General features: G+C 58.4%; 21 protein-coding genes and 2 tRNA genes. 17 read left to right on the top strand and 6 right to left on the bottom strand.

All coding sequences use genetic code 11. The features are described 5' to 3' along the window. Window positions 1-8: 8 nt before the first annotated feature. The 6 genes from gyrB to dnaA form a co-directional block, all read right to left on the bottom strand. Window positions 9-1,952: a DNA topoisomerase (ATP-hydrolyzing) subunit B gene (gyrB, locus tag B5F28_RS13240; protein ID WP_087296331.1), complete on the bottom strand. Its 1,944-nt coding sequence runs from the start codon at window positions 1,950-1,952 to the stop codon at window positions 9-11. Between the two features lie 87 nt (window positions 1,953-2,039). After that, window positions 2,040-2,306, bottom strand: coding sequence for an extracellular matrix regulator RemB (remB, locus tag B5F28_RS13235; protein WP_087181383.1), 267 nt, complete (start codon window positions 2,304-2,306; stop codon window positions 2,040-2,042). Between the two features lie 334 nt (window positions 2,307-2,640). After that, entirely contained in the window at window positions 2,641-3,729 is a 1,089-nt protein-coding gene (gene recF / locus B5F28_RS13230) for a DNA replication/repair protein RecF (protein WP_087296330.1), read from the bottom strand. 4 nt (window positions 3,730-3,733) lie between these two features. Then, the gene (locus B5F28_RS13225; RefSeq protein WP_087296329.1) at window positions 3,734-3,949 is read right to left on the bottom strand and encodes an RNA-binding S4 domain-containing protein; all 216 of its coding nucleotides are present in this window, start codon (window positions 3,947-3,949) and stop codon (window positions 3,734-3,736) included. A gap of 298 nt (window positions 3,950-4,247) precedes the next feature. Then, window positions 4,248-5,354, bottom strand: a complete 1,107-nt coding sequence (gene dnaN, locus B5F28_RS13220) for a DNA polymerase III subunit beta (RefSeq protein ID WP_087296328.1) — start codon at window positions 5,352-5,354, stop codon at window positions 4,248-4,250. A gap of 510 nt (window positions 5,355-5,864) precedes the next feature. Next, window positions 5,865-7,187, bottom strand: coding sequence for a chromosomal replication initiator protein DnaA (gene dnaA, locus B5F28_RS13215; RefSeq protein ID WP_058963433.1), 1,323 nt, complete (start codon window positions 7,185-7,187; stop codon window positions 5,865-5,867). Between the two features lie 341 nt (window positions 7,188-7,528). Between dnaA and rpmH the strand changes: the two genes are divergently transcribed. The 17 genes from rpmH to B5F28_RS13130 all read left to right on the top strand — a co-directional run bounded on the left by rpmH (window position 7,529) and on the right by B5F28_RS13130 (window position 23,376). After that, window positions 7,529-7,663 carry a 50S ribosomal protein L34 gene (gene rpmH, locus B5F28_RS13210; protein WP_087296327.1) on the top strand — a complete coding sequence of 45 codons (135 nt, stop codon included), beginning with the start codon at window positions 7,529-7,531 and terminating at the stop codon, window positions 7,661-7,663. 90 nt (window positions 7,664-7,753) lie between these two features. Continuing rightward, window positions 7,754-8,086, top strand: a complete 333-nt coding sequence (gene rnpA / locus B5F28_RS13205; protein ID WP_087296326.1) for a ribonuclease P protein component — start codon at window positions 7,754-7,756, stop codon at window positions 8,084-8,086. Then, on the top strand, window positions 8,083-8,337 hold the full coding sequence (yidD, locus tag B5F28_RS13200; RefSeq protein WP_087296325.1) for a membrane protein insertion efficiency factor YidD: 255 nt from the start codon (window positions 8,083-8,085) through the stop codon (window positions 8,335-8,337). Before rnpA ends, yidD begins: the two co-directional genes overlap by 4 nt. A gap of 121 nt (window positions 8,338-8,458) precedes the next feature. Next, window positions 8,459-9,484: a YidC/Oxa1 family membrane protein insertase gene (locus B5F28_RS13195; RefSeq protein WP_087296324.1), complete on the top strand. Its 1,026-nt coding sequence runs from the start codon at window positions 8,459-8,461 to the stop codon at window positions 9,482-9,484. Between the two features lie 3 nt (window positions 9,485-9,487). Next, window positions 9,488-10,501: an RNA-binding cell elongation regulator Jag/EloR gene (gene jag, locus B5F28_RS13190; protein ID WP_087296323.1), complete on the top strand. Its 1,014-nt coding sequence runs from the start codon at window positions 9,488-9,490 to the stop codon at window positions 10,499-10,501. 208 nt (window positions 10,502-10,709) lie between these two features. Beyond that, a complete protein-coding gene (locus tag B5F28_RS13185; protein ID WP_087296322.1) occupies window positions 10,710-11,279 on the top strand; it encodes a GNAT family N-acetyltransferase in 570 nt (189 codons plus the stop codon). A gap of 137 nt (window positions 11,280-11,416) precedes the next feature. Continuing rightward, window positions 11,417-12,784 (top strand): tRNA uridine-5-carboxymethylaminomethyl(34) synthesis GTPase MnmE, encoded by a 1,368-nt coding sequence (mnmE, locus tag B5F28_RS13180; protein WP_087296321.1) that lies wholly within the window; start codon window positions 11,417-11,419, stop codon window positions 12,782-12,784. A 19-nt stretch (window positions 12,785-12,803) separates the two neighbouring features. Then, window positions 12,804-14,720: a tRNA uridine-5-carboxymethylaminomethyl(34) synthesis enzyme MnmG gene (gene mnmG / locus B5F28_RS13175; protein ID WP_087296320.1), complete on the top strand. Its 1,917-nt coding sequence runs from the start codon at window positions 12,804-12,806 to the stop codon at window positions 14,718-14,720. Next, window positions 14,717-15,424, top strand: a complete 708-nt coding sequence (rsmG, locus tag B5F28_RS13170) for a 16S rRNA (guanine(527)-N(7))-methyltransferase RsmG (RefSeq protein ID WP_087296319.1) — start codon at window positions 14,717-14,719, stop codon at window positions 15,422-15,424. Before mnmG ends, rsmG begins: the two co-directional genes overlap by 4 nt. Window positions 15,425-15,717: 293 nt before the next feature. Next, on the top strand, window positions 15,718-16,527 hold the full coding sequence (locus B5F28_RS13165; RefSeq protein WP_087296318.1) for a ParB/RepB/Spo0J family partition protein: 810 nt from the start codon (window positions 15,718-15,720) through the stop codon (window positions 16,525-16,527). Between the two features lie 334 nt (window positions 16,528-16,861). Beyond that, complete coding sequence (locus tag B5F28_RS13160) at window positions 16,862-17,623, top strand: ParA family protein (RefSeq protein ID WP_087296317.1); 762 nt, start codon at window positions 16,862-16,864, stop codon at window positions 17,621-17,623. A 16-nt stretch (window positions 17,624-17,639) separates the two neighbouring features. After that, complete coding sequence (locus B5F28_RS13155; RefSeq protein ID WP_087296316.1) at window positions 17,640-18,506, top strand: ParB/RepB/Spo0J family partition protein; 867 nt, start codon at window positions 17,640-17,642, stop codon at window positions 18,504-18,506. Window positions 18,507-18,524: 18 nt separating this feature from the next. Beyond that, window positions 18,525-19,820 carry a serine--tRNA ligase gene (gene serS, locus B5F28_RS13150; protein WP_087296315.1) on the top strand — a complete coding sequence of 432 codons (1,296 nt, stop codon included), beginning with the start codon at window positions 18,525-18,527 and terminating at the stop codon, window positions 19,818-19,820. 160 nt (window positions 19,821-19,980) lie between these two features. Continuing rightward, window positions 19,981-20,057 (top strand) — tRNA-Met (locus B5F28_RS13145). Window positions 20,058-20,153: 96 nt separating this feature from the next. Further along, window positions 20,154-20,228, top strand: a tRNA-Glu gene (locus B5F28_RS13140). 97 nt (window positions 20,229-20,325) lie between these two features. Then, window positions 20,326-21,168 (top strand): DUF368 domain-containing protein, encoded by an 843-nt coding sequence (locus B5F28_RS13135; RefSeq protein ID WP_247643495.1) that lies wholly within the window; start codon window positions 20,326-20,328, stop codon window positions 21,166-21,168. Window positions 21,169-21,339: 171 nt separating this feature from the next. After that, complete coding sequence (locus B5F28_RS13130) at window positions 21,340-23,376, top strand: KUP/HAK/KT family potassium transporter (protein WP_087296314.1); 2,037 nt, start codon at window positions 21,340-21,342, stop codon at window positions 23,374-23,376. The last annotated feature ends 323 nt before the right edge of the window (window positions 23,377-23,699 follow it).

The following is a 23,699-nucleotide window of genomic DNA, read 5'->3' as shown; positions in this document are numbered from 1 at the left end:
CCTTTCCATTACACATCCAGATTAGCGTATTCCGCGTTCTTTTCGATGAACTGGCGGCGCGGCTCCACCTTGTCGCCCATCAGGATGGTGAAGGCCTCGTCGGCCTTTTCCGCGTCCTCGATGGAGATCTGCACGATGACCCGATTGTCCGGGTTCATGGTGGTTTCCCACAGCTGCTCGGGGTTCATCTCACCAAGGCCCTTATAGCGGTTGATCTTCACGCCCTGGCCCATCTCGGCGCTCATCTGGGTCATTTCCGCCTCGTTGTAGGCATAGCGCACATCCTTGCCCTTGGCCAGCTTGAACAGAGGAGGCTGAGCGATGTACACAAAGCCACCCTCGATCAGCGGACGCATGAATCGGAAGAAGAAGGTGAGCATCAGGGTACAGATATGGCTGCCGTCCACGTCCGCATCGGCCATGATGAAGACCTTGTGGTAGCGCAGCTTCTCAATGTCGAATTCCTCGCCGATGCCGCAGCCCAGCGCGGTGACCACAGGCATGAGCTTTTCGTTGCCGTAGACCTTGTCCAGGCGAGCCTTTTCCACGTTCAGCATCTTGCCCCACAGCGGCAGGATGGCCTGAATGTTGGAGTCGCGGCCCATCTTGGCGCTGCCGCCGGCGGAATCACCCTCGACGATGAAGATTTCGGTCTTGGAGGGGTCTTTTTCCCGGCAGTCGGCCAGCTTACCGGGCATACGGCTGGTTTCCAGCGCGCTCTTGCGGCGAACCAGGTCACGGGCCTTGCGGGCCGCTTCCCGGGCGCGGGCGGCCTGAGTGGCCTTCTCATAGATGGCCTTGGCCACACCGGGGTTCTCTTCCAAGAATTCCTTCAGCTTGTCGTAGACCATGCCGGAGACCAGGCTGCGCACCTCGGTGTTGCCCAGCTTGGCCTTGGTCTGGCCCTCGAACTGGGCCTCGGTGAGCTTGACGCTGATCACGCAGGTCAGGCCCTCGCGCACGTCGTTGCCGGTCAGGTTGTCGTCCTTGTCCTTCAGGTAGCCCTTGGACCGGCCGAAATCATTGATCACGCGGGTGAGGGCGTTCTTGAAGCCCTCCTCGTGAGTACCGCCGTCCGGAGTGTTCACGTTGTTGGCGAAGGACAGAATCAGCTCGTTGAAGCTGTCGTTGTACTGCATGGCCACCTCGGCGATGATGTCGTCCTTCTGGCCCTTCAGGTGAATGACCTGGGGATGCAGCACGGTGTTGTCCCGCTTTTTCTGCAGGTATTCCACGAAGCTGGCGATGCCGCCCTCGTAGTGCATGCTTTCCCGCACCACCTCGTCGCCCCGTTCGTCGGTGAAGGTGATGCGCACGCCCGCGTTCAGGAAGGCCTCCTCCCGCAGGCGGATCAGCAGAGTTTCATAGTCATAGACGGTGGTCTCGGTGAACATGACCGGGTCCGCCTTGAAGCGCACGGTGGTGCCGGTGGAGGCAGCGGGGCCGATCTTCTGCAGGGGGCCGTCCGGCACGCCGCGCTGGAACCGCTGGTAGTATTCGTAGCCGTCCCGGCGCACGATGACCTCCAGCCACTCGCTCAGGGCGTTTACCACGCTGGAACCCACGCCGTGCAGACCGCCGGCCACCTTGTAGCCGGAGTTTTCGCCGCCGAACTTGCCGCCGGCGTGCAGCACGGTGAGAACAACGGTCACGGCGGGGATGCCCAGCTTGGGCTGGATGTCCACGGGGATGCCGCGGCCGTTATCGGTGACCTCGATCACGTCGCCCTTCTTGATGGTGACCTCGATATGATCGCAGAAGCCCGCCAGCGCCTCGTCGATGGCGTTGTCCACGATCTCGTAGACCAGATGGTGCAGGCCCTTGGGGCCGGTGGAGCCGATGTACATGCCCGGCCGTTTGCGCACCGCTTCCAGCCCTTCCAGCACCTGGATCTGGCTGCCGTCGTACTGGTCGGCGCCCTCCTGCGGCTGCTTGTTCAATTCTTCTGCCATTGTCTTGCCTCCTGTTGTTTCTGGGCGGAGTTTACCGCCCGGTGCGCGCCGTGCGCGCTGGTTCCTTATCGTCTGAAAAAAGCCCCGTCACACGCTGCCCAGCTGATCCAGCCGGCCGCAGCGTTTTTCCAGTGTTTTGGACGAGATGGGGCTGATGAATACCGTTTCGTCCGGGAAATCGGTGATCACAAAGCTTTTGGGAAGCTCGTCGCTCAAAGTCACCACCGCGCCCTCGGTTTCCGCGTGGCGCAGAAACGCCCGCGTATGCTTGGAGATCGAGGTGGTTTCAATATCAAAAATCCCGATGATATCCCGTGTATGGACCACATAGTCCTGCCCTAAATGCAAATACATTTTTTTACCTACCCGACCGGTGGCTTGTACCGATCCGTTTATCCTTTCGCACCCGATTTTCCTCAGCAAAGACCGCTCACGGCCTTTTGGCAGACCCGACCGGCGGCTTGTACCAATTGGTTTATCCTTTCGCACCCGATTTCCCTCAGCAAAGACCGCTCACTGTCCTGTTGCCTCGATTTTCCGTGTGGAGTCGTGTTCTTCCGAATCCGTTTCTGTCAATCTCAGCAAAACCGCGCGGGCCATTTGCAGGCTTTTTTCTGTTTGTCTTGAAACCCGCCGGGCGGAGGGAGAGCAGCCGTTTTTGCCCGGCCGGACGCAAAAGGGGCTTTTTTTATAGCTTTTCCAGCACGCCGCCCTCCATCCGGAACAGCTCGCCCTCGGTTTTGTGGAACAGGCTGGAATCACAGGCCGTCACGATGGTCTGCTTCTGGCGCATCCGGGTGAGCAGGTACTCCTGCCGGGTGGCATCCAGCTCGCTGAGCACGTCGTCCAGCAGCATCACCGGATGCTCCCCGGTGATCTCCTGGGCACAGCTGGCCTCCGCCAGCTTCAGACTCAACACCGTGCTCCGCTGCTGCCCCTGGCTGGCAAACAGCTTGGCGGGCTGGCCGTCCAGCAGCACCGTAAAATCCTCCCGGTGAGGGCCCGCCGTGGAAAAGCCCGCCTTCAGATCCGCCTTTCGGCTTTCCCGCAGGGTTTCCAGCAGGCCTTTCTCTCCGAAGCTGGGCTGGTACACCAGCTCCAGGTCCTCGCTTGCCTGGGAAATGTCCCGGTAGTTGGCGATGGCCAGCGGTCGCAGCCGTTTCATATAGTCCATCCGGCGCAGCGTGAGCTCCTGCCCATAGCGGGCCAGCTCCTCGTCAAACACATCCAGCATCTGCACCGCGCCCGGCGTGCGCTCATAGTGCTTGAGCAGCGCGTTTTTCTGGGTCAGCAGCCGGGCATACCGCCGCCAGGCGGCCAGATACCCGGGGTACAGCTGGCACAGCGCCGCGTCCAGAAAGCGCCGCCGCCCCTCCGGGCTGCCCTTCACCAGACTCAGATTGCCCGGCTCGAACACCACCGCCGTGAAGCTGCCCGCCAGCGCGGACGCCCGGCCCAGGTCCACCCCGTTCCGCTTGGCCGTCCGGCCCGGGCGGGGGGTATCCCGGCCGCCCACCGTCAGATAAATCTGGTTCTGCTGCCCGTCGCTGGTCTCAGTCTCGGCCTGCAGCACCGAAAAGGGCTCATCCCGGGCAATCAGCTCCGCGTCTTTCGCGCCCCGGAAGCTTTTGCCGCCGGTCAGCAGCCACACCGCCTCCAGCAGATTGGTTTTGCCCTGGCCGTTTTTGCCGCAGATCACCGTAAGCTCCGGGCAGGGGGTAAAGTCCGCCTGCCGGATGTTCCGGTAATTCTGCAGCGAAAGCTCCTTCAGCCGCATGGGATTACTTGCCGTCGGCCACGGTCACGGTGCGGCCTTCCAGGGTTACGGTGTCGCCCGGGCGCAGCTTCTTGCCCCGCATCTCGCACACCTCGCCGTTCACCAGCACCTGCCCGGCCTGGATCAGCACCTTGGCCTCGCCGCCGGTCTCCACCAGACCCGCCAGCTTGAGCAGCGCGTCCAGCTTGATAAATTCCGTATGGATCAGGATTCGTTCCATCGTATCAGTTCCTCTGTGTTTTTTGTGTTTCCAGTATGGTTTTGGTTGTTTTCAGTTGAAATGGTCCTCAGCGCCCCGCAAATGGGTCTGAAAACGATTTTTCCGCTTTTTTAGAAGACCAACCTGTCCAGGCTCAAAAATGCCTCAGCGGCAATTGTGGCCCGGGAAGGGGTTGACGACCGGATCTCGGTGCCTGTCCTCAAATTCGTTTCATCGCGCAGGCGCAGAGTCAATCCGAGACCGTTTATTTATGCATTCAAATATGCAGCCAGGCGCATCTGCGCAACATTTGTCCAGATCAGTCATTCTTGAAGCGGACCGGCAGCACCAGATAGATGAAGTCCGAGCCTTCCTCGGGCAGGATCTTCACCGGGCTCAGGGGGCCGCTCAGCTCCAGCACTACCTTTTCGCAGCGGGCGTTGCGCAGCGCATCCAGCAGATAGCGGTTGTTGAAGCCGATCTCCACCGGATCGCCCTCCACCTGGGCAGCAAATTCGTCCACAACTTTACCAAGATTGGTCTGGCAGCGCACGGTCACCTTTCCGGAGGCATCAAAGAGGATGCGCAGCGGGTTTTTCAGCCGCTCGGTGATGATCAGGCTGGCGCGCTCGATGGTATCGATGAAGTCTCTGGTCTCCAGAACCACCCGGGTCTTGCAGCCGTTGGGAATTACGTTGGCATAATTGAGGAATTCGCCCTCGATCAGCCGGGAGAGAATGGTATAGTTGCCGGAGTTGAAGACCACAAACCGGCGGTTTGCGGAAATGCGCACATCGTCCTCATCATCGCCCAGCAGTTTGTTCACCTCGGTGAGGGTTTTGGCGGGAATGATGATGCGGATGTGTTTTTCTGCCTGGACCGGACGCTCCACAATGGCCAGCCGGTAACCGTCCAGCGCCACAACGGTCAGCTTGTCCTCTTCAATGGCGAACAGCTCACCGGTGTGAGCGGGTTTTTTGTCGTCCTGACTCACGGCGTAGAGGGTTTTTTCGATCATGCCCCGCAGCATACCGGCCTTGATGGTCAGGGTATGATCGGCACCGGGGGTGGGAAGGTCCGGATAATCGGAGGCGCTCATGGCAAGAATGTCAAATTCCGCTACACCGCCCTTAATGGTGGCGTTGCCGGATTCGTTGGTGTAGATGCTCACCTCGCCGCTGGGCAGTCGGCGGACCATGTCGCCCAGAAGTTTGGCAGACAGAACAATCTCACCGGCCTGGCGAACGTTGGCTTCGATGGTGGTGGTGATGCCCATTTCCAGATCATAGCCGGTCAGCGTGAGCTGGAAGCCCTCGGCTTTTAAGAGGATGCCCTCCAGAGCGGGAATTGAGGACCGAAGTGTGACGGCCTTCGACACACCGTCAATGGCACTGGACAGAAGTGCTTTGTCGCAAACAATGTTCATGCGGTTGCTCCTTTCTTGCGATGGGAAATTGTTTTTGGTCTTCAAATAGCATAGTTTCAGGTAGCCGTAGTAATAGGGGGTGTGAAAACTGTGGAAAAGTGGCGCGAGGCCTTTTGAAGACCGGGTTTGTGGGCTGTGGAAAGGTGAGCCCGTTTTGTTCAAAAAGTGTGAATAAGCGAAAAATGAAAAGTTTTACACATGCCTTGTGAAAAAGTAATTGTTGAATGTTGAAAAGAACCGGAAAAACTTTTTGGCTGTTTTCAGGGGCAAATAAGGGAAATATTGCAGTTTGTATAATTCAAGAAGTCACGAAACGTGTCGCTGCAGGTATGGGAAAACCCGCGCAAATCCGCCTTTTTTTACAAAAAGCCGTCTGTGCGCGGTTCTCATGTCAGGAAGCAGGGAAGGAAAAAGAAAAAGGGAAAAGAGGGGGAAGGGCCAAAACAGGTACAGCCGGCAGGGGTGCCATGCTGTACCCGATGTTCTCAAGGGCGGTCCGCCCCCTGGCCTTTAGGAGCGGACGTTTTTGATGATGTCCTCCACCGTTTCCTTCAGGTGGCGGTCGTTGTTCAGATTGTTCTCCATGGATTTCAGGGAGTACACGATGGTGGAGTGATCCCGGCCGCCGAACTCCTTGCCGATGTCCTCCATGCTCATGCCGGTGATCTCGCGCACCACGTAGATGGCGGTCTGCCGGGCAGAGGAGATATTGGCGGTGCGGCGCATGCCGCGGATTTCCGCGGGAGTCACGTTATAGGTGCGGCCCACCTCGCCGATGATCTTTTCGATGGTAACCGGAACCGGCTGGGTTTCGTTCAGAATGTCCTTGATGGCATTCTGGGCCACGCCGATCACCGGCTGGATGCCCTCCAGCATATAGTAGGCGTTCAGCTTTTTCACGGCGCCTTCCAACTGGCGGATGTTGTTTTTCAGATGGTTTGCGATGAACTCGGCCACGTCATCCGGCATGTCCAGATTGAACAGCTCGGCCTTGCGGCGGATGATGGCCACTCGGGTCTCGAAGTCCGGCGGCTGGATGTCCGCGGTGAGGCCCCACTCGAACCGGGTGCGCAGACGCTCCTCCAGGCTTTTGATCTCCTTGGCAGGGCGGTCGCTGGCCAGCACGATCTGCTTGCCTGCATTGTGCAGGGTATTAAAGGTATGGAAGAACTCCTCCTGAGTACTCTCCTTGCCGGCGATGAACTGGATATCGTCCACCAGCAGCACATCCGCCGCACGGTATTTCTGGCGGAAGCTCTCGGTGTTGCCCTCCCGGATGGCGGTGATGATCTCGTTGGTGAACTTCTCGCAGTCCACATACACAATATTAAAGTCCGGGTGGTTTTTCTTGATCTCCACCTGAATGGCGTTGAGCAGGTGCGTTTTACCGAGGCCGGACTGGCCGTAGATGAACAGCGGGTTGTAGGCCCCGGAGGGGTTGGAGGCAACCGCCTGCGCCGCTGCATAGGCGAACTGGTTGGAGGGACCCTTGATGAAGTTCTCGAAGGTGAAGTCGTATTTGCCGCTGGGAGCGCTGACCGGAGCAGGCTTTTCCGGTTCCGGGGCGGGCTTTTCCGGTGCGGCTGCGGGCACGACAAGCTCCACCTCCACATCGAAGCCCAGCACCGCGGCCAGAGCTTCTTTCAGCAGAGGAGTATAGCGGTCCCGCACGATGGTGCAGATGAAATCATTGCGCACAGCCAGCACGACCTTGCCGCTGCCCTCGAAGCTCACCGCCTCCAGCCCGTCGATGTACAGGTTGTAGGTGGCGTCCACCAGGCGCTCCTTGCAATAGGCCTTCGCTGCGCTTAAAACGTCGTTAAAGGAATCCATAGGCAAAAACGCTCCATTGTTGAAAATTAGTATCTGATTGATTATATCACAAAAAAAAGACCTTTACAATGTTATTTATTATACTATAGCTATAGGGGCCGCTGTAAGGGGTCTAAAAACGTTTTTTCGAGAACGGGCAAAGGGGGCACAAAGGCCCGATGCATTGGCGTTCACAGGGCAAAACAGGCCAAAACGAGCTGTAAAGCAAAAAACTTTGCGGAAAGTGTTGACAAAGGCGGAAAACATCCGCTATACTTTTATGATGCAAGGCTATCTGTGTACCTGCACAGAGAAAATCAATAAAATCTGCCCCATTGCGGGGCCTTTTGGAGGATATCGTCATGAAAAGAACTTTTCAGCCCAAGAAGCGTCAGCGCAGTGGTGTGCACGGCTTTCTGAAGAGAATGTCCACTAAGAACGGCCGTAAGGTGATTGCCGCCCGTCGTGCCAAGGGCCGCGCCAAGCTGTCTGCCTAAGTGTAAAACAAAGCCCCGCTTTCTGAGCGGGCAAGCTTGCAAGGCCACTGAGTTGTTAGTGGCCTTGTTTTTCCATACGGGGGAAGATCCATGCGCTATCGGCCGATCACCCGCAACAAGGAGTTTTCCCGGGCCTATGCCAGGGGAAAAGCCTTTGTGCATCCAAAACTGGTGTTGTATGTGATGAAAAACCGCCTGGGCCACACCCGGGTGGGCATTACCGCAACCAAAAAAATCGGCAACGCCGTGCACCGCAACCGGGCGCGGCGGGTCATCCGTGCCGCTTTGTACCAGACGCTGCCCTATGATGTGGGCGGGCTGGACCTGGTATTCGTGGCGCGGGGCCAGACCACCCGCTGCAAAAGCGGCGAGGTGAAAAAGGCTGCCGAACAACTGCTGAAAAACGCGGGCCTGGTCAGATGATCGCCCGCGTTTTAGTGCTACCCATAAAGTGGTACAAGAAATACCTCTCGCCCCATCTGGGCACAAACTGCCGCTTCCTTCCCACCTGCAGCGAGTACGCCATGGAGGCACTGCTCACCCATGGCGCGGTGAAGGGGAGCATCCTGTCGGTGTGGCGCATTCTGCGCTGTAACCCATTGTGCAAGAGCGGTTACGATCCGGTTCCGCCCAAAGGACGCTGGAAAAACGACGACCGCCGCCTGGTCCGCTGAATGCGGACGAGCCTTACCCATCGCCCCTTGTGACGCGCCCCGTTTTGCGCCGGGGATGTGTCCCACGATAAAATCTACAAAAGCCCTGGCGCGCAAACGGGGCGGATAGGAAACAAGAATTATGGGAATTTTAGGCATTCTCGGTACGCCCCTCGGCTATGTGCTGCAGTGGATCTACCAGTTTGTGGGCAACTACGGCTGGTCCATCATCCTGTTCACAGTCATCGTGCGACTGCTGTCCTTCCCGCTGCAGATCAAGCAGCAGAAGAGCACCGCCCGCATGGCTGCGTACCAGCCGATGATCCAGGAGATCCAGAAAAAGTACGCCAATGATAAGGAAAAGCAGAACGAAGAGCTGATGCGCATGCAGCAGGAGTACGGCTATAACCCCGCCGCCGGCTGCGCACCCATGCTGATCAACTTCCTGGTGATCTTCGGCATCATCGAGGTGGTGTACCGCCCGCTGAAGTACATCATGCATCTGCCCGCTGAGGCGCTGAACGCCGCAGCCAGCCAGCTGGGTATGGCTGCCAACAACTACATGGCCCAGAGCGAAATCATCAAGCAGGTCCAGCTGGACCCCACTGTTTTCGGCAGCATCTTCACCGCCGAGCAGATCGAGGCCATGCAGAACTTCAATGTGAATTTCCTGGGCATCAACCTGATGGATAAGCCCGGCTTTGCCCTGAACGCTCTGCTGATCTTCCCCCTGCTGAGCATCGTTACCATGGCCATGCTGAACGTGATCACCATGAAGATGAGCGGTCAGCAGATGCAGGGCAGCATGAAGTGGGTGCCCTGGATCACCAGCCTGATGTTCGTCTGGTTCGCCTTCCAGGTACCCGTGGGCTTCTCTCTGTATTACACTGTGTCTAACCTGTTCATGTTTGTCCAGAGCGTAATTCTGCGCAAGATGTATGACCCCGAGAAGCTGAAGGTGGAGATCGCCGCCGAGATCGAGGCCAAGAAGCTGGAGCGCAAGGCGAAAAAGCAGGTGACCGTGGTGGAGAACGGCAAAGAGATTACCCGTTCCGTGAACGAGGCAGAACTGAACCGGCTGCGCCTGGAAATGGCCCGCAAGCAGGATGAGGAAAAGTATAAGGACGAGCGGACCGTACCCCTGAGCCAGCTGAACAAGGAGGAATGAGTCATGCGTGAAGTGATCGTTACCGGAAAGACCGTGGAGGAGGCCACCGAGGCCGCCTGCGCCCAGCTGGGTCTTCCCCGTGAAGAAGTAAGCATCGAGATCCTGGAGATGCCGGTGCACCGTCTGTTCAAGAAGATCCCCGCCAAGGTGCGCGCCACTGCGCAGGAGCCCGAGGTGGAGGTTCCGGCCGAGCCTGTGGCTGCGGCCCAGTCCGAGGAGAAGGCGGTTGAGGTTCAGCCCGCCGCTGAGGAACCCGCCGCCGTGGCAGAGGAGAAGCAGGAGACCGCGCCCCAGCAGGAGGAGACTTCCGTGCAAGTAGACGTGGACAGCAACGAGAAGCTGGCCGCCGCCGTGGCTTACCTGAAGGAGATCTTTACCCTGATGGGTGCCGGCGACGTGGAGATGCACGTGGAAAAGCAGGGCGAGGCCCATATCGTAAAGGTGGAAGGTGAGGACGTTGGTGTTCTGATCGGCCATCGTGGCGAGACCATGGAGAGCCTGTCCTATCTGGCCGGCCTGGCGGCGAACCGCCTGGGCGGCGACTACCTGAAGCTTGGCCTGGATGTGGCCGGCTACCGTGGAAAGCGGGAGAAGGACCTGGAGGCACTGGCCCGCCGCATGGGCGCGAAGGTGGCCAAGACCGGCCGCAGCTACGCCATGGACCCCATGAACCCCTACGAGCGGCGCATCATCCACAGCACCATCAGCACCATGGAGGGCCTGCGCAGCGAGTCCAAGGGTGAGGGTGCGGATCGCCGTGTGGTGATCTACTCCACCGATCCCAACGCTCAGAGCCGCAGCCGCAGCGGCGGCCGTGGTCAGCGTGGCGGCCGCGGTCAGCGCGGTGGCCGTGACCGCAAGAGCGGCGGCTTCAAGGGCGAGCGGCGCTCAAGCGTTCCCGGCCGTGAGTTCGCCGGTGCTCAGCGCAGCGAGGGTGCGGCACCTGTGGCGCCCAAGCGCACTCAGGTGATCGACGACGCCGAGGGCTTTGCTCTGTACGGCAAGATCGAGCTGTAAGAGACGCATATACATAACATGTACCGCGGCATGCGGCCTCCCGGTGGGGCTGTGTGCCGCAGTTTTTGTTGCTTTAGTTATTTACTGTTTGTATTATTTTGCTGAATATTACGCAATATAGGAGCCTTTGCGGCCCCGTTGCGCTTTTTGGCAGGGCATGATAGGATAGGAGTACAAAACTGTTTCCAGACAGGAAAGGAAGGATATCATGCGTTTGGAGCGAATGACCGGCTGGCAGGACCCCCGATTTGAGGCGTTGTGGGAGCTGTATGAGGCAAGCTTCCCCGCCTATGAAAACCGGACCCTGCCCGATCAGAAACGCGCCATGGAGGATGAGCGCTACCATGTGGATCTGATCTATGAGGGGGACCAGTGGCAGGGCTTTGTGATGTACTGGCAGGCACCCGGCTATTTTTATGTGGAGCATTTTGCGGTGTTTCCCTGCGGCCGGGGCAAGGGCTACGGCTCCAAGGTGCTGACTGCCCTGAAGGAAAAGGGCCAGCCGGTGCTGCTGGAGATCGACCCGCCGGAGGAGGAGATTTCCATCCGCCGCAAGGGCTTTTATGAGCGGAACGGCTTCTGTGCAAACCCCTATGATTATCAGCACATCCCCTATAAAAAGGACGATGTGCCCCACCCGCTGGTGGTGATGACCTGGCCGGAGCCCATCAGCGAAGAGGTCTATCAGGGCTTCCGCCGGTTTATGCGGGATGTGGTGATGGAATACAGCGAAGCAAAAGAAAATAACAATTGGAAGAATATTTTAAAATTCAACTGATTGGATAATACAGAAGGCCGCCCGGGAACCAAAAGAATTCGGGCGGCCTTTGCTCTGCCTTTCGCCTGCCTTGCCCTGGCCGGGGTGGTATGCTACAATAAAATGAACTATGCTATTTTGAGAATGGGGGAGTGAAGATGGAAACGACCATCGTGGCACTGGCAACGCCGCCCGGTGCGGGCGGTATCGCAGTGGTGCGGCTGTCCGGCCCGGAAAGCTACCGGATCACCGAACAGGTGTTCCAACCGGTCAATCCGAACAAAAAGGTGAGCGAGGCAAAAGGCTATACCGCTCTGTTTGGTCATTTCATCGCCCGGGGCGAAACGCTGGATGAGGGCGTGGCCCTTTTCTTCCGGGCTCCCCGCAGCTATACCGGCGAGGACGTGGTGGAGCTGAGCTGCCATGGCGGTATGGTGATCGCACAGGAGTTGATCACCGCCTGCATCGCGGCGGGCGCGGCCCCGGCCGGACCGGGTGAATACACCAAGCGGGCCTTCCTGAACGGACGGATGAGTCTGACCCAGGCCGAGGCGGTGATGGATCTGATCGGCGCGGCAGGCCGCCAGGGTGCGGCACTGGCCGAGAGCGCCCTGAGCGGTGCGCTGGCCCGGCAGATTGAGGGATACAAAAGCCAGCTGGTGGCGCTGGCCGGACATCTGGCTGCCTGGGTGGATTTTCCCGAGGAGGATGTGCCTGAGCTGGAAGAGGATACCCTGCGCGGCACACTGGATGAGGTGTGCGCTGGTGTGCGGGGGCTGATCGGCAGCTACGGCGGCGGTGCGGTGCTGCGCCAGGGCGTGGACGCGGCCATCGTGGGCAGCCCCAACGTGGGCAAGAGCACCCTGATGAATCTGCTGGCCGGGTTTGACCGGGCCATCGTGACCCCCATCGCCGGAACCACCCGGGATGTGGTGGAGCAGGCGGTGATGCTGGGCGGTGTGCGGGTGAATCTGTTCGACACCGCAGGTCTGCGGGAAACCGGTGATGTGGTGGAGGCCGAGGGCATCCGCCGCAGCCGCCGCAAGCTGGAGGAGGCCGGGCTGGTGCTGGCGGTATTCGACGGCTCCACTCCCGCCACCGAAGAGGACAAGGAGCTGGCGCAGCTGTGCGCCGGACGGCCGGCCATCGCGCTGGTGAACAAAAACGATTTAGAGCAGCGCTTCGACGAGAGCATTCTGGAAGGCAAATTCTTCCGGGTGCTGCGCATTGCGGCGGGCCAGGGAGGCGGTATGCCGGAGCTGGAGCAGGCGGTGCGGGAGCTGCTGGGGGTGGCCAATCTGGACCCCGGTGCGCCCTGTCTGGTGAGCCAGCGGCAGCTGGCCGCAGCGGTTTCTGCCCGGGATGCGCTGCAGGAGGGCATTCAGGCGCTGGACGGCGGCTTCGGACTGGACGCGGTGAGCGTCTGCGTGGACGATGCTCTGGCGGCTCTCTGCCGTCTGACCGGTGAGGACGCCAGCGAGAGCGTGATCGAGGAAGTGTTCTCCAAGTTCTGTGTGGGCAAGTAAAGGAAGGAAACGACAAAGCATGAACCATTTGGGAGATTATCAGGTGATCGTGGTGGGCGCGGGCCATGCGGGCATTGAGGCGGCCCACGCGGCGGCTGCCCTGGGTGCAAAGACCGCCCTGTTCACCCTTAGCCTGGACGGCATCGGCAACATGCCCTGCAACCCCAGCATCGGCGGTACCGCCAAGGGCCATCTGGTGCGGGAGGTGGATGCGCTGGGCGGTGTGATGGGTCTGGCGGCGGACGCCACCACCCTGCAGAGCCGGATGCTCAACCGGGGCAAAGGCCCCGCGGTGCATTCCCTGCGGGCCCAGATCGACCGGCGGGCGTACCATGACTTCACCAAGCATTTTCTGGAAAGGACCGATAACTTGGACATTAAACAGGGCGAGATCGTGGATCTGGCTCTGGAGGACGGCCGAGTGACCGGCGTATATACCCGGTTGAACGGCTTTTATGGGGCCCAGGCGGTGGTGCTCTGCACCGGTACCAATCTGGGTGGACGTATCTTTGTGGGCGACGCCAGTGTGGAGAGCGGCCCGGACGGTCAGCAGGCGGCCAATCTGCTGAGTGAGCGGCTGCGTCAGGCAGGGCTGCCCCTGCGTCGGTTCAAAACCGGCACTCCGGCCCGGGTGCACCGGCGGAGCATTGATTTCTCGGTGCTGGAGCCTCAGCCCGGCGAGGAGCCACCGGAGCCCTTCAGCTTTCTGACCCCGGAGGGCGGCATCAAAAATCAGGTGGACTGCCACATCGCCTACACCAACCCGGAGACCCATCGAATCATTCTGGACAATCTGCACCGCTCGCCCCTGTACGGGGGGATGATCGAGGGCGTCGGCCCCCGATACTGCCCCAGCATTGAGGATAAGGTGGTGCGCTTCTCGGACAAGGAGCGGCATCAGATCTTTGTGGAGCCCTGCGGGCTGGATACCGAAGAGATGTATCTGCAGGGAATGAGCAGCAGCCTGCCGGAGGATGTGCAGAATGCCATGTACCGGACCATCACGGGCTTTGAGAATATCGAGATTCTGCGGCCTGCCTATGCGATTGAGTATGACTGCATTGACCCCACCGCCCTTCAGCTGACGCTGGAGACCCGGGCGGTGAAGGGCCTGTACGGCGCGGGCCAGTTCAACGGGACCTCTGGCTATGAGGAGGCGGCGGCTCAGGGACTGCTGGCGGGCATGAACGCTGGTCTGGCGGTGCTGGGCAAGGAGCAGGTGATCCTGCCCCGGCATTCCTCCTACCTGGGCACCCTGGTGGATGATCTGGTGACCAAGGGCGTCATGGACCCCTACCGGATGATGACCAGCCGCAGCGAATACCGGCTGACCCTGCGGCAGGATAACGCCGACGAGCGGCTGACCCCCATTGGCCGGGAGGCGGGCCTGGTGGACGATGCCCGCTGGCAGGCCTTTGAGCAGGCCATGGAGGTGAAGGCCCGGGAGACTAAGCGTCTGGAACAGACCAGCGTGAAGGCGGCAGAGCTGAACCGGGTGCTGGAGGAAAAGGGAATGACCCCGGTGGAAAAGGGCGGCCCGGCGGCGGAGCTGCTGCGCCGGCCCGAGCTGGACTATGCCATTCTGGCTCAGGTGATCGGCTGGGGCGAGGGTGTGGACCGGCGGATGGCGGCCCGCATCACCACCGAGATCAAGTACGCGGGCTACATTGCCCGGCAGCAGCGGACCATCAAGGATGTGAAGCGGCTGGAGAATACCCCCATCCCGGAGGATTTTGACTACGCGCCGCTGAACGGCCTGCGGCTGGAGGCCCGGGAAAAGCTGGCGCGCATCCGGCCGGTGAGTCTGGCCCAGGCGGGCCGCATCCCCGGTGTAAGCCCGGCGGATATGGCGGTGCTCAGTGTGGCAGTGGAAGCGGCTAACCGTGCCCGCAGAATGAATAACAACGAAGCCCGGAGCAAGGAGGCGGAGGAATGATCGATACACAGCGTTTGCAGGAAAAATGCGCCCGGCAGGGTATTGAACTGACCGGCGTTCAGCTGGATCAGCTGGACCACTATGCCCGACTGCTGGTGGAATACAACCAGAAGGTGAATCTGACAGCTATTACCGATCCGGAGGGCATCGAGGACAAGCACTTTCTGGACAGCCTGCTTTTTGCCAGCCAGCCGGAGGTGGCAGGCAAAATGATCGATGTGGGCTGCGGCGCGGGTTTTCCCGGCCTTGTGACCAAAATCTACAAGCCGGAGCTGGAGCTCACCCTGATGGAGCCCACCGGCAAGCGGGTGGAGTTTTTGAAATACGTTTGCGCTGAGCTGGGCCTGACCGGTGTGGAGTTCGCCAAGGAGCGAGCAGAGGAAGCGGCCCGCAAGCAGTGGCGGGAGACCGCCGATGTGGTGAGCGCCCGGGCAGTGGCGGCATTGCAGATTCTGGCGGAATACTGCCTGCCCCTGACCAAGGTGGGCGGTGTGTTCATTGCCATGAAGGGCGCGGGCGCTGAGCAGGAACTGGCCAGCGCCAAGGGCGCCATTGCCAAGCTGGGCGGAAAGTTCCGGGAGACCCGGTCCTTTCAGCTGCCCGGCGGCGATGCCCGCAGCCTGGTGGTGTGCGAAAAAATATCGCAAACTCCGACCGCTTACCCCAGAAACGGCGGAAAAATCGCAAAATCCCCGCTGAAATAAGAAGAAAAGGGAAGAAATCCGGAGAAATCTGTAAATGGAAATTTCTGGATTGCACAGCGCGCCTGTGGTATACTTTTGCTGGAAGCAAGAGGTGCCGCACGGCGCGCTTTTGTTTTCCGAAGGATAAGGGATCATTTCTGCGGCCCGGCTTTTGGAATACATAAAATACAACAGGGCATAAGCCGCCTTGCAAGCGGCGGCGATGTTTTCCGGGCTGTTGGGCGGGGTGCTGCCCCAAGGCTCCCGCCTGCTGAGGGCCGCAGAATTTTCCGCAACAAAAAGGAGGTACCGGAATGCTGCCGCGCAAAGCCAAGGTGAAGGGAAAGGTATTTGCCATTCCCACAGAGCTGATCGACCCGTCGCCCTATCAGGCACGCAGACACTTTGATGAAAAGGAGATCGCGCAGCTGGCGGTGAGCATTCTGGAGAATGGCCTGCTGCAGCCGGTTTCGGTCCGCCGCTGCGGCGAGCGGTATCAGCTGGTGGCAGGGGAGAGAAGGCTTCGGGCCTGCAAGCTGGCTCAGCTGAAGGAGATCCCGGCCATTCTGTGTGATTATCAGGACCAGGCCACCGCGGCACTGGGCCTTTTGGAAAATATGCAGCGCCAGGATCTGGACCCCTTTGAACAGGCCAAGGGGATTCAGGATGTGATCGCGCTGTGGGGCTGTACCCAGGAGGAGGCGGCCAAGCGGCTGGGGATGGCGCAGCCCACCCTGAACAATAAGCTGCGACTGCTTCAGCTCAGCGATCAGGAGCAGACCTTCTGTCGGGAGAAGCACCTGACCGAGCGGCATGCCCGGGCGGTGCTTCGGCTGGAAGAAGGGCAGCGGCTTGCGGCCTTGGAGGCCTTTGCCAAGCAGGGAATGAACGCCCGCCAGGCGGATGAGTATGTGCAGCGGCTGGTGCAGCGGACACCAAGGAAGAAAATCGTTCCTATGGTGCGGGATGTGCGGATCTTTGTGAACACCATCAACAAGGCGGTGCGCCTGATGGTGGATGCGGGCGTGAAGGCTTCCACCCGGCGGGTGGAGGGGGATGGCTTTGTGGAGTATACGGTGCGTATCCCCACTGAGCCGGACCAGCAGGCCCGCCGCATTGGCTGAATTGTTCCACGTGGAACAATTAAAAAGTGATTGCTTTTCATATCGTTCTTAGATTTTGGTTCAGAGATATGGAAAAAGGGATCATAGGGGTAGAAAGAGGAGTGTTCCACGTGGAACATTCCTCTTTCTGTTTGTGGGGAACAACCGGAAGAATTTTTTCAAAATGTTCCACGTGGAACATTTTTTGTGCTGAAAACCGGAGAAAAGAATGAAATCCGAGGAAAATCCAGTGATATGGGTGTAAACACACGGAAATCTATGCTATAATAACACCGATGCCTGCCGCGAACAGCCGTTTCGCGGATGCAGATCTGATGAATTGGAGGCACGAGCGGTGGGAAAAGTAATCGCAGTTGCAAACCAGAAAGGCGGCGTGGGCAAAAGCACCACCGCGGTGAACCTGGCGTCCTGTGTGGCGGCAGAGGGAAAACGGGTGCTGATCGTGGACCTGGACCCCCAGGGCAACACCACCAGCGGATACGGAATTTCCAAGCGGAGCGTGGAAACCAGCGTGTACGACCTGATCATCGGCGAGGCCCAGGCCCAGCAGGCCATTGTGCCCACCGAGTTTATGGTGGATGTGATCCCGTCCAACATTCAGCTGTCCGGCGCGGTGATCGAGCTGGTAAATCTGGAGCGGCGGGAGAGCCGTCTGCGCCAGGCGCTGGCTTCGGTGGCGGGAAATTACGACTATATCTTTATCGACTGCCCGCCCAGCCTGGACCTGTTGACCCTGAATGGTCTGTGCGCCAGCGATTCGGTGCTCATTCCCATTCAGTGTGAATACTACGCGCTGGAGGGTCTTTCCGAGCTGATGAGCACCCTGAAAACGGTTCGGAAGATGTACAACCGTTATCTGGAGATTGAGGGCGTAGTGTTCACCATGTATGCGGGACGGCTGAATCTGACCCTGCAGGTGGTGGATCAGGTGAAGAAATTCTTCGGTGACAAGGTCTACAAGACCACTGTGCCCCGGAATGTGCGCCTTTCCGAGGCGCCCAGTTACGGGCAGCCCATCAATTACTACGACCCGGCCAGCAAAGGCTGCGAAGCCTATCGGGCCATGGCGAAGGAATTGCTGAGCAACAATCGTTAAAAAAGGAGGGCGGCAAATGGCACAAAAGAAAGGCGGCCTTGGCCGCGGGCTGGAGAGTCTGTTTGAGGAAACGGCCCGGGATGTGGGCCGGGAGGTGAGCACCCTCCCTCTGCGGGACATTGAACCGGATAAGGAGCAGCCCCGCAAGGACTTTTCCGAAGAGCCCTTGTCAGAACTGGCAGCCAGCATTACCGAGCACGGTGTGCTGCAGCCCATTACAGTACGCCCCTGCAACAGCGGTGGCTATAAGATCATTGCGGGCGAGCGCCGCTGGAGGGCTGCCCGGATGGCAGGTCTTTCCGAGATCCCGGTGATCATCAAGGATGTGACCGAGAGCGAAGCCATGGAGATGGCGCTCATTGAAAACCTGCAGCGTGAAGACCTGGACCCGGTGGAGGAGGCCTTTGGCTACAAGCAGCTGATGGAGCGCTGCGGGCTGACTCAGGAGCAGGCCGCCAAGCGGCTGGGCAAAAGCCGCAGCTCGGTGGCCAACAGTCTTCGGCTGCTGAATCTGCCCCAGCGGGCGCTGGAATGGCTGCAGACCGGTCATCTGACCACCGGCCATGCCAAGGTGATCCTGGGGCTGGAAAGCGAAGAGCTGCAGGAGCAGGCGGCGCAGATGGTGGTGGAAAACGACCTGAACGTGCGCCAGACCGAGGCGCTTTGCAAAAAGCTGTCCAAGCCCGAAAAGCCTCCGGTCAGCCAGCCGGTGCGTCCCGCTCTGCCGGATGAGGTGGAGCTGGCCCTCCGCGAGGTGCTGGGCAACGAGGTCAAGGTGGCCTACAAGAACGGGCGGGGCAGCCTGACCGTTCATTTTTACTCGGACGAGCAACTCACCGCCTTTGCTAACCTGCTGGGCGGTTATCAAAAGGAAACAATCTGAAAAAGGGGATAGAAACTTATGCTGGACTTGCGTTTTGTACGGGAAAACCCGGAGCTGGTCAAGGAAAACATCAAAAAGAAATTCCAGGATTCCAAGCTGCCTCTGGTGGATGAGGTCATCGCTCTGGATACCGAGAACCGCAACACTGTAACCGAGGCGAACAATCTGCGCAGCGAGCGCAACAAGCTCTCCAAGCAGATCGGCGCGCTGATGGGCCAGAAGAAGTTCGAGGAGGCCGAGGCCGTGAAGGCTCAGGTGGCCGCTCAGGCGGACCGTCTAAAGGAGCTGGAAGCCAAGGAGACCGAGCTGGAGGAGAAGATCCGCAACATCATGCTGGTCATCCCCAACATGATCGATCCCAGTGTGCCCATCGGTCCGGATGACAGCCACAACGTGGAGGTGGAGCGCTTCGGTGAGTCTGTGGTACCCGACTTCGAGATTCCCTACCACACCGAGATCATGGAGAGCTTCGACGGCATCGATCTGGACAGCGCCCGCCGTGTGGCCGGCAACGGCTTCTACTACCTGCTGGGCGACATTGCCCGCCTGCACGAGGCAGTGCTGGCCTATGCTCGCGACTTTATGATCAACAAGGGCTTCACCTACGTGATTCCTCCCTTTATGATGCACGGCAGCGTGGTGCAGGGTGTTATGAGCTTCCCCGAGATGGACGCCATGATGTACAAGATCGAGGGTGAGGACCTGTACCTGATCGGTACCAGTGAGCACACCATGATCGGCCGTTTTGTGGATCAGCTGATTCCCGAAGCCAAGCTGCCCCAGACCCTGACCAGCTACAGCCCCTGCTTCCGTAAGGAGAAGGGCGCTCACGGCCTGGAGGAGCGCGGCGTATACCGCATCCATCAGTTCGAGAAGCAGGAGATGATCGTGGTCTGCAAGCCCGAGGAGAGCATGGAGTGGTACGATAAGATGTGGCGCAACAGCGTGGAGCTGTTCCGCAGCCTGGATATCCCTGTGCGTCAGCTGGAGTGCTGCTCCGGTGATTTGGCTGACCTGAAGGTCAAGAGTTGCGACATCGAGGCATGGAGCCCCCGTCAGAAGAAGTACTTTGAGGTATGCAGCTGCTCCAACCTGGGTGACGCCCAGAGCCGCCGCCTGAAGATTCGCGTGAAGGGCGAAGACGGCCGCAACTACCTGCCTCACACCCTGAACAACACCTGTGTGGCACCTCCGCGCATGCTGATCGCCTTCCTGGAGAACAACCTGCAGGCGGACGGCACCGTGAAGATCCCCGAGGTCCTGCGCCCCTACATGGGCGGCAAGGAGCTGCTGGTTCCCACTCGCGGCAAGTAATTCCTGAACAGAGAAGAGCCTCCGGAAGCTTCCGGAGGCTCTTTTTGATAATGGTAAAAAATGGAAGAATTTTTTTGAAAAAAAGATGAAAAAACTGTTGACAAGTCAATCGCTGTTTAATATAATATAAAAGCGCCCTACATACAGCGCAATTGAATATGGCGGTATAGCTCAGTTGGCTAGAGCATTCGGTTCATACCCGAAGTGTCACCGGTTCGAATCCAGTTACCGCTACCATCAAATACAAGGTTTAGCTAGAATACTTGGGGGTTACCCGCAATAGTGGGTGATGAAGTATGCTTGCTGTTTTAGCTAAACTTTGTGTTTTTATAAGGCCCATTGGTCAAGCGGTCAAGACATCGCCCTTTCACGGCGGTAACCCGGGTTCGATTCCCGGATGGGTCACCAGAAGCCCGGATCTGTTTTACAGGTCCGGTTTTTTTCTTACAATGTTGAGCTGAAGAAAAGTGCAGTTTGTTTATGGGAAAACAAGGAGAATAACTGTATGGAAAAACAGTCGAAAATGTCGCCTGCCATGGCACTGCTGCGTATGCTGCAGGGGGCGCTCATTGGGTTGGGCGCAGTGCTGCCCGGAATTTCCGGCGGTGTGCTCTGTGTGATCTTCGGGATCTACCGGCCGGTGATGGAGCTGCTTTCTGACCCCAGGAAAAATTATAAGACCCATCTGCCCAAACTTGCCCCGGTGATTATGGGCATGGGTGTGGGATTTCTGGGGGTGGCCAATTTGCTGGCCTTCTTTTTGGATCGATATCCCAATCAGTCGGTCTGCCTGTTCGTGGGCCTGATCGGCGGAATGCTGCCTTCGCTGCTGAAGCAGGCAGGCGAGCAGGGAAGGAACAAGGCCTCCTGGGCTGCCTTGGGCGGAGCATTTGCCCTGGTGTTGGGCCTGCTGGTGGCACTGGAGGTGTTTTCGATTCAGGTGACTCCTTCAGTGCTTTGGTACCTGTTCTGTGGCTTCTGCCTGGCGCTGAGCGTTATTGCACCGGGAATGAGTTTTTCCACCCTGCTGATGCCGCTGGGGCTTTATACGCCCTTTGTGGAGGGCCTGGGGCGGCTTCGGCCCACAGTCTTGGTGCCGGGAATCGCCGGTGCGGTAATTACGGTAGTGCTGCTGGCGAAGGCAGTGGACCGGCTGTTTGAACGACACTACTCGGTGGCGTTCCATGCCATTGTGGGTGTGGTAATAGCAGCTACGCTGGTGATCATTCCCTTTAAGGATATGGTCACCTCGCCCAAGGCGCTGACCGCTGATCTGATTTGTCTTGCGGTGGGAATCGTGCTGGCGCTGGCACTGGACCGGTTTAACGCCCGTTTCCCGAAGGAGTAACGGATTTGTTTTAAAATGCAGAAAAGTAATGCTTTTCGATGCGGCATTGAAAAACCTGTTGACAAGACAGGAAAAAGCGAGTAAATAGAAAGAACAAACATGATAAGTACCCCGGCCGAATCCTTTCGGCCGGGGTCGACAGCATTATAACAGAGGAGCATTAAAAACGATATGACGGCAGCAGAAAAACGACCGGCGATCCCAATCAGTCCGGCAGCGGCACTGGTGGCCATTGGTGTGGTGTACGGTGATATCGGCACGTCGCCCATGTATGTGATGAAGTCCATTGTGGCGGGAAACGGTGGCCTGAGCAGTGTGGACCCGCAGCTGATTCTGGGCTCCCTTTCGCTGGTGATCTGGACGCTGACTCTGCTCACCACCGTGAAATATGTTCTGGTGGCCATGCAGGCGGACAACCACGGCGAGGGCGGCATCTTTTCTCTTTACAGCATTGTGCGGCGAAGCAGCAAGCATCTGGTTGCGCTGGCCATGGTGGGCGGTGCTGCTCTTCTGGCTGACGGCGTGCTTACTCCGGCGGTTACAGTGACCACGGCAATAGAGGGTCTTCGGAGCATTCCGGCGCTGGAGCTGTTGTTGGGGCCGGGCCAGGGAAGGATTATCCAGATCACCCTGGTGATCCTGGCGGTGCTTTTTCTGATTCAGCGTGCAGGAACCAGCTCCATCGGTAAAGCCTTCGGCCCCATCATGACGATCTGGTTTTTGTTTTTGGCCGGAATGGGTCTTTACCACATGGCAGGAGACTGGACGGTGCTGCAGGCGCTGAACCCCATGCTGGCATTGCGGATGTTGGTGAGCCCTTATAACAAGATGGGCTTTTTCATTCTGGGCAGTGTGTTCCTTGCCACCACCGGCGCTGAGGCGCTGTATTCCGATATGGGCCATGTGGGCAAGGGGAATATCTACATCAGCTGGCCGCTGGTGAAAATATGCCTGATTCTGAATTATCTGGGGCAGGGTGCATGGCTCATCGCGCACCGGCAGGATGCAGAGCTGGGCCGGATGCAGGATATGAACCCGTTCTTTGAAATGGTTCCGCCACAGCTGCGGCTGCTGGCGGTTTTGCTGGGTACTCTGGCGGCAATCATCGCCTCCCAGGCTTTGATTACCGGCGCGTTTACCATGGTGTCGGAGGCCTGTAAGCTGGACCTGATGCCCCATATGCAGATCATCTATCCTTCCCGCACCATGGGCCAGCTGTATATTCCCCTGGTCAATACCTGCCTCTGGGTGGGCTGCTCCCTGCTGGTGCTGTATTTCCGTTCCAGTCGGCGGATGGAGGCTGCCTACGGCCTGGCCATCACGGTAACCATGCTGATGACCACCATGCTGCTGTTTGTATTCCTGCGGGACAAAAAGCACAGAGGGCTCATTGCCTGGGGCTTCCTGGTGTTGTTTGGCGGGCTGGAGCTGATATTCCTGTTTTCCAGCCTGACCAAGTTCGTGGAGGGCGGCTATGTGGCTGTAGCCCTGGCTGCGGTGCTGCTGTTCATCATGTATATCTGGCACCGGGGAACCCAGGTGGAGGATACCCAGGCCATTTATCTGAATGTGGATACGTATAAAGATGTATTGGGGCAGCTGCGCGCAGATGAGAGTGTGCCCTGCTTTACCGATAATCTGATTTATCTGACCAAGAGCCGGTACCACAATTTTGTGGAACGGGATATCCTGTATTCCATTCTGGAGAAAGGACCCAAGCGGGCAAAGGCCTACTGGTTTGTGAGCATCCATGTGGAGGATGTGCCCTATAAGCGGGAGTATGAGGTGGAGAATTTCGGTACCGACTATATCTTCCGGGTGAGGCTGAATCTGGGCTTTAAAGAGAACCAGCGCATCAATGTGTACCTGCGCCAGATCGTACAGGAGCTGATGGAAAGCGGAGAGGTGCCGCTGCAAAAGCAACGGTATGCAGTGGAGGATCCGGGGAATGTGGGTGGCTTCAAGTTCTGCATCATCCGCAAGCGTGTAGTGCCGGAAAGTGACTTGCCCGCTTCCGACCAGGGCATCCTGACCGTGAAGTATGCCATCCGGCATGTGGCTGGTTCACCGGCCCGCTGGTATGGACTGGAGAACTCGGTACTGGCGGTGGAGTATCTGCCCTTGTTTGTGCGAATGAAGGAGAGTGCGCCGGTTCGGAGAAAAACAGAATGGGGAAGGGATGACACTGCCCCGGCGGAGCGGCTTTAAGCAGGAAAGGAACGGGGAGTTTCCCCGTTCCTTTCCTTTATATATAAGGGAAGAATGGGCTGGTCGATAAAGAAGAAAAAACATGGAATAAATTTCAAAAAAGGTGTTGACATGTGGTCGGTGGTGTGGTATTATAATCAAGCTGTCGCGAGAGACAGCGAGCCGCTGAAAAGCTAATAAAAAAATATTTCAAAAAAGTGATTGACAACAAGAACTTGATGAGATATAATAAACAAGCTGTCCCGTGAGGGAGAGCGGCACAGGACCTTGAAAATTGAACAATATCGAAGCTTGAACGGAACCTTATCGTGATGGAAAATCAC

The organism is Gemmiger sp. An194 (genome assembly GCF_002160145.1).
Lineage (GTDB): Bacteria > Bacillota > Clostridia > Oscillospirales > Ruminococcaceae > Allofournierella.
The sequence above is the reverse complement of the archived record's forward strand: the minus strand, read 5'-3'. Positions and strand labels throughout refer to the sequence as shown.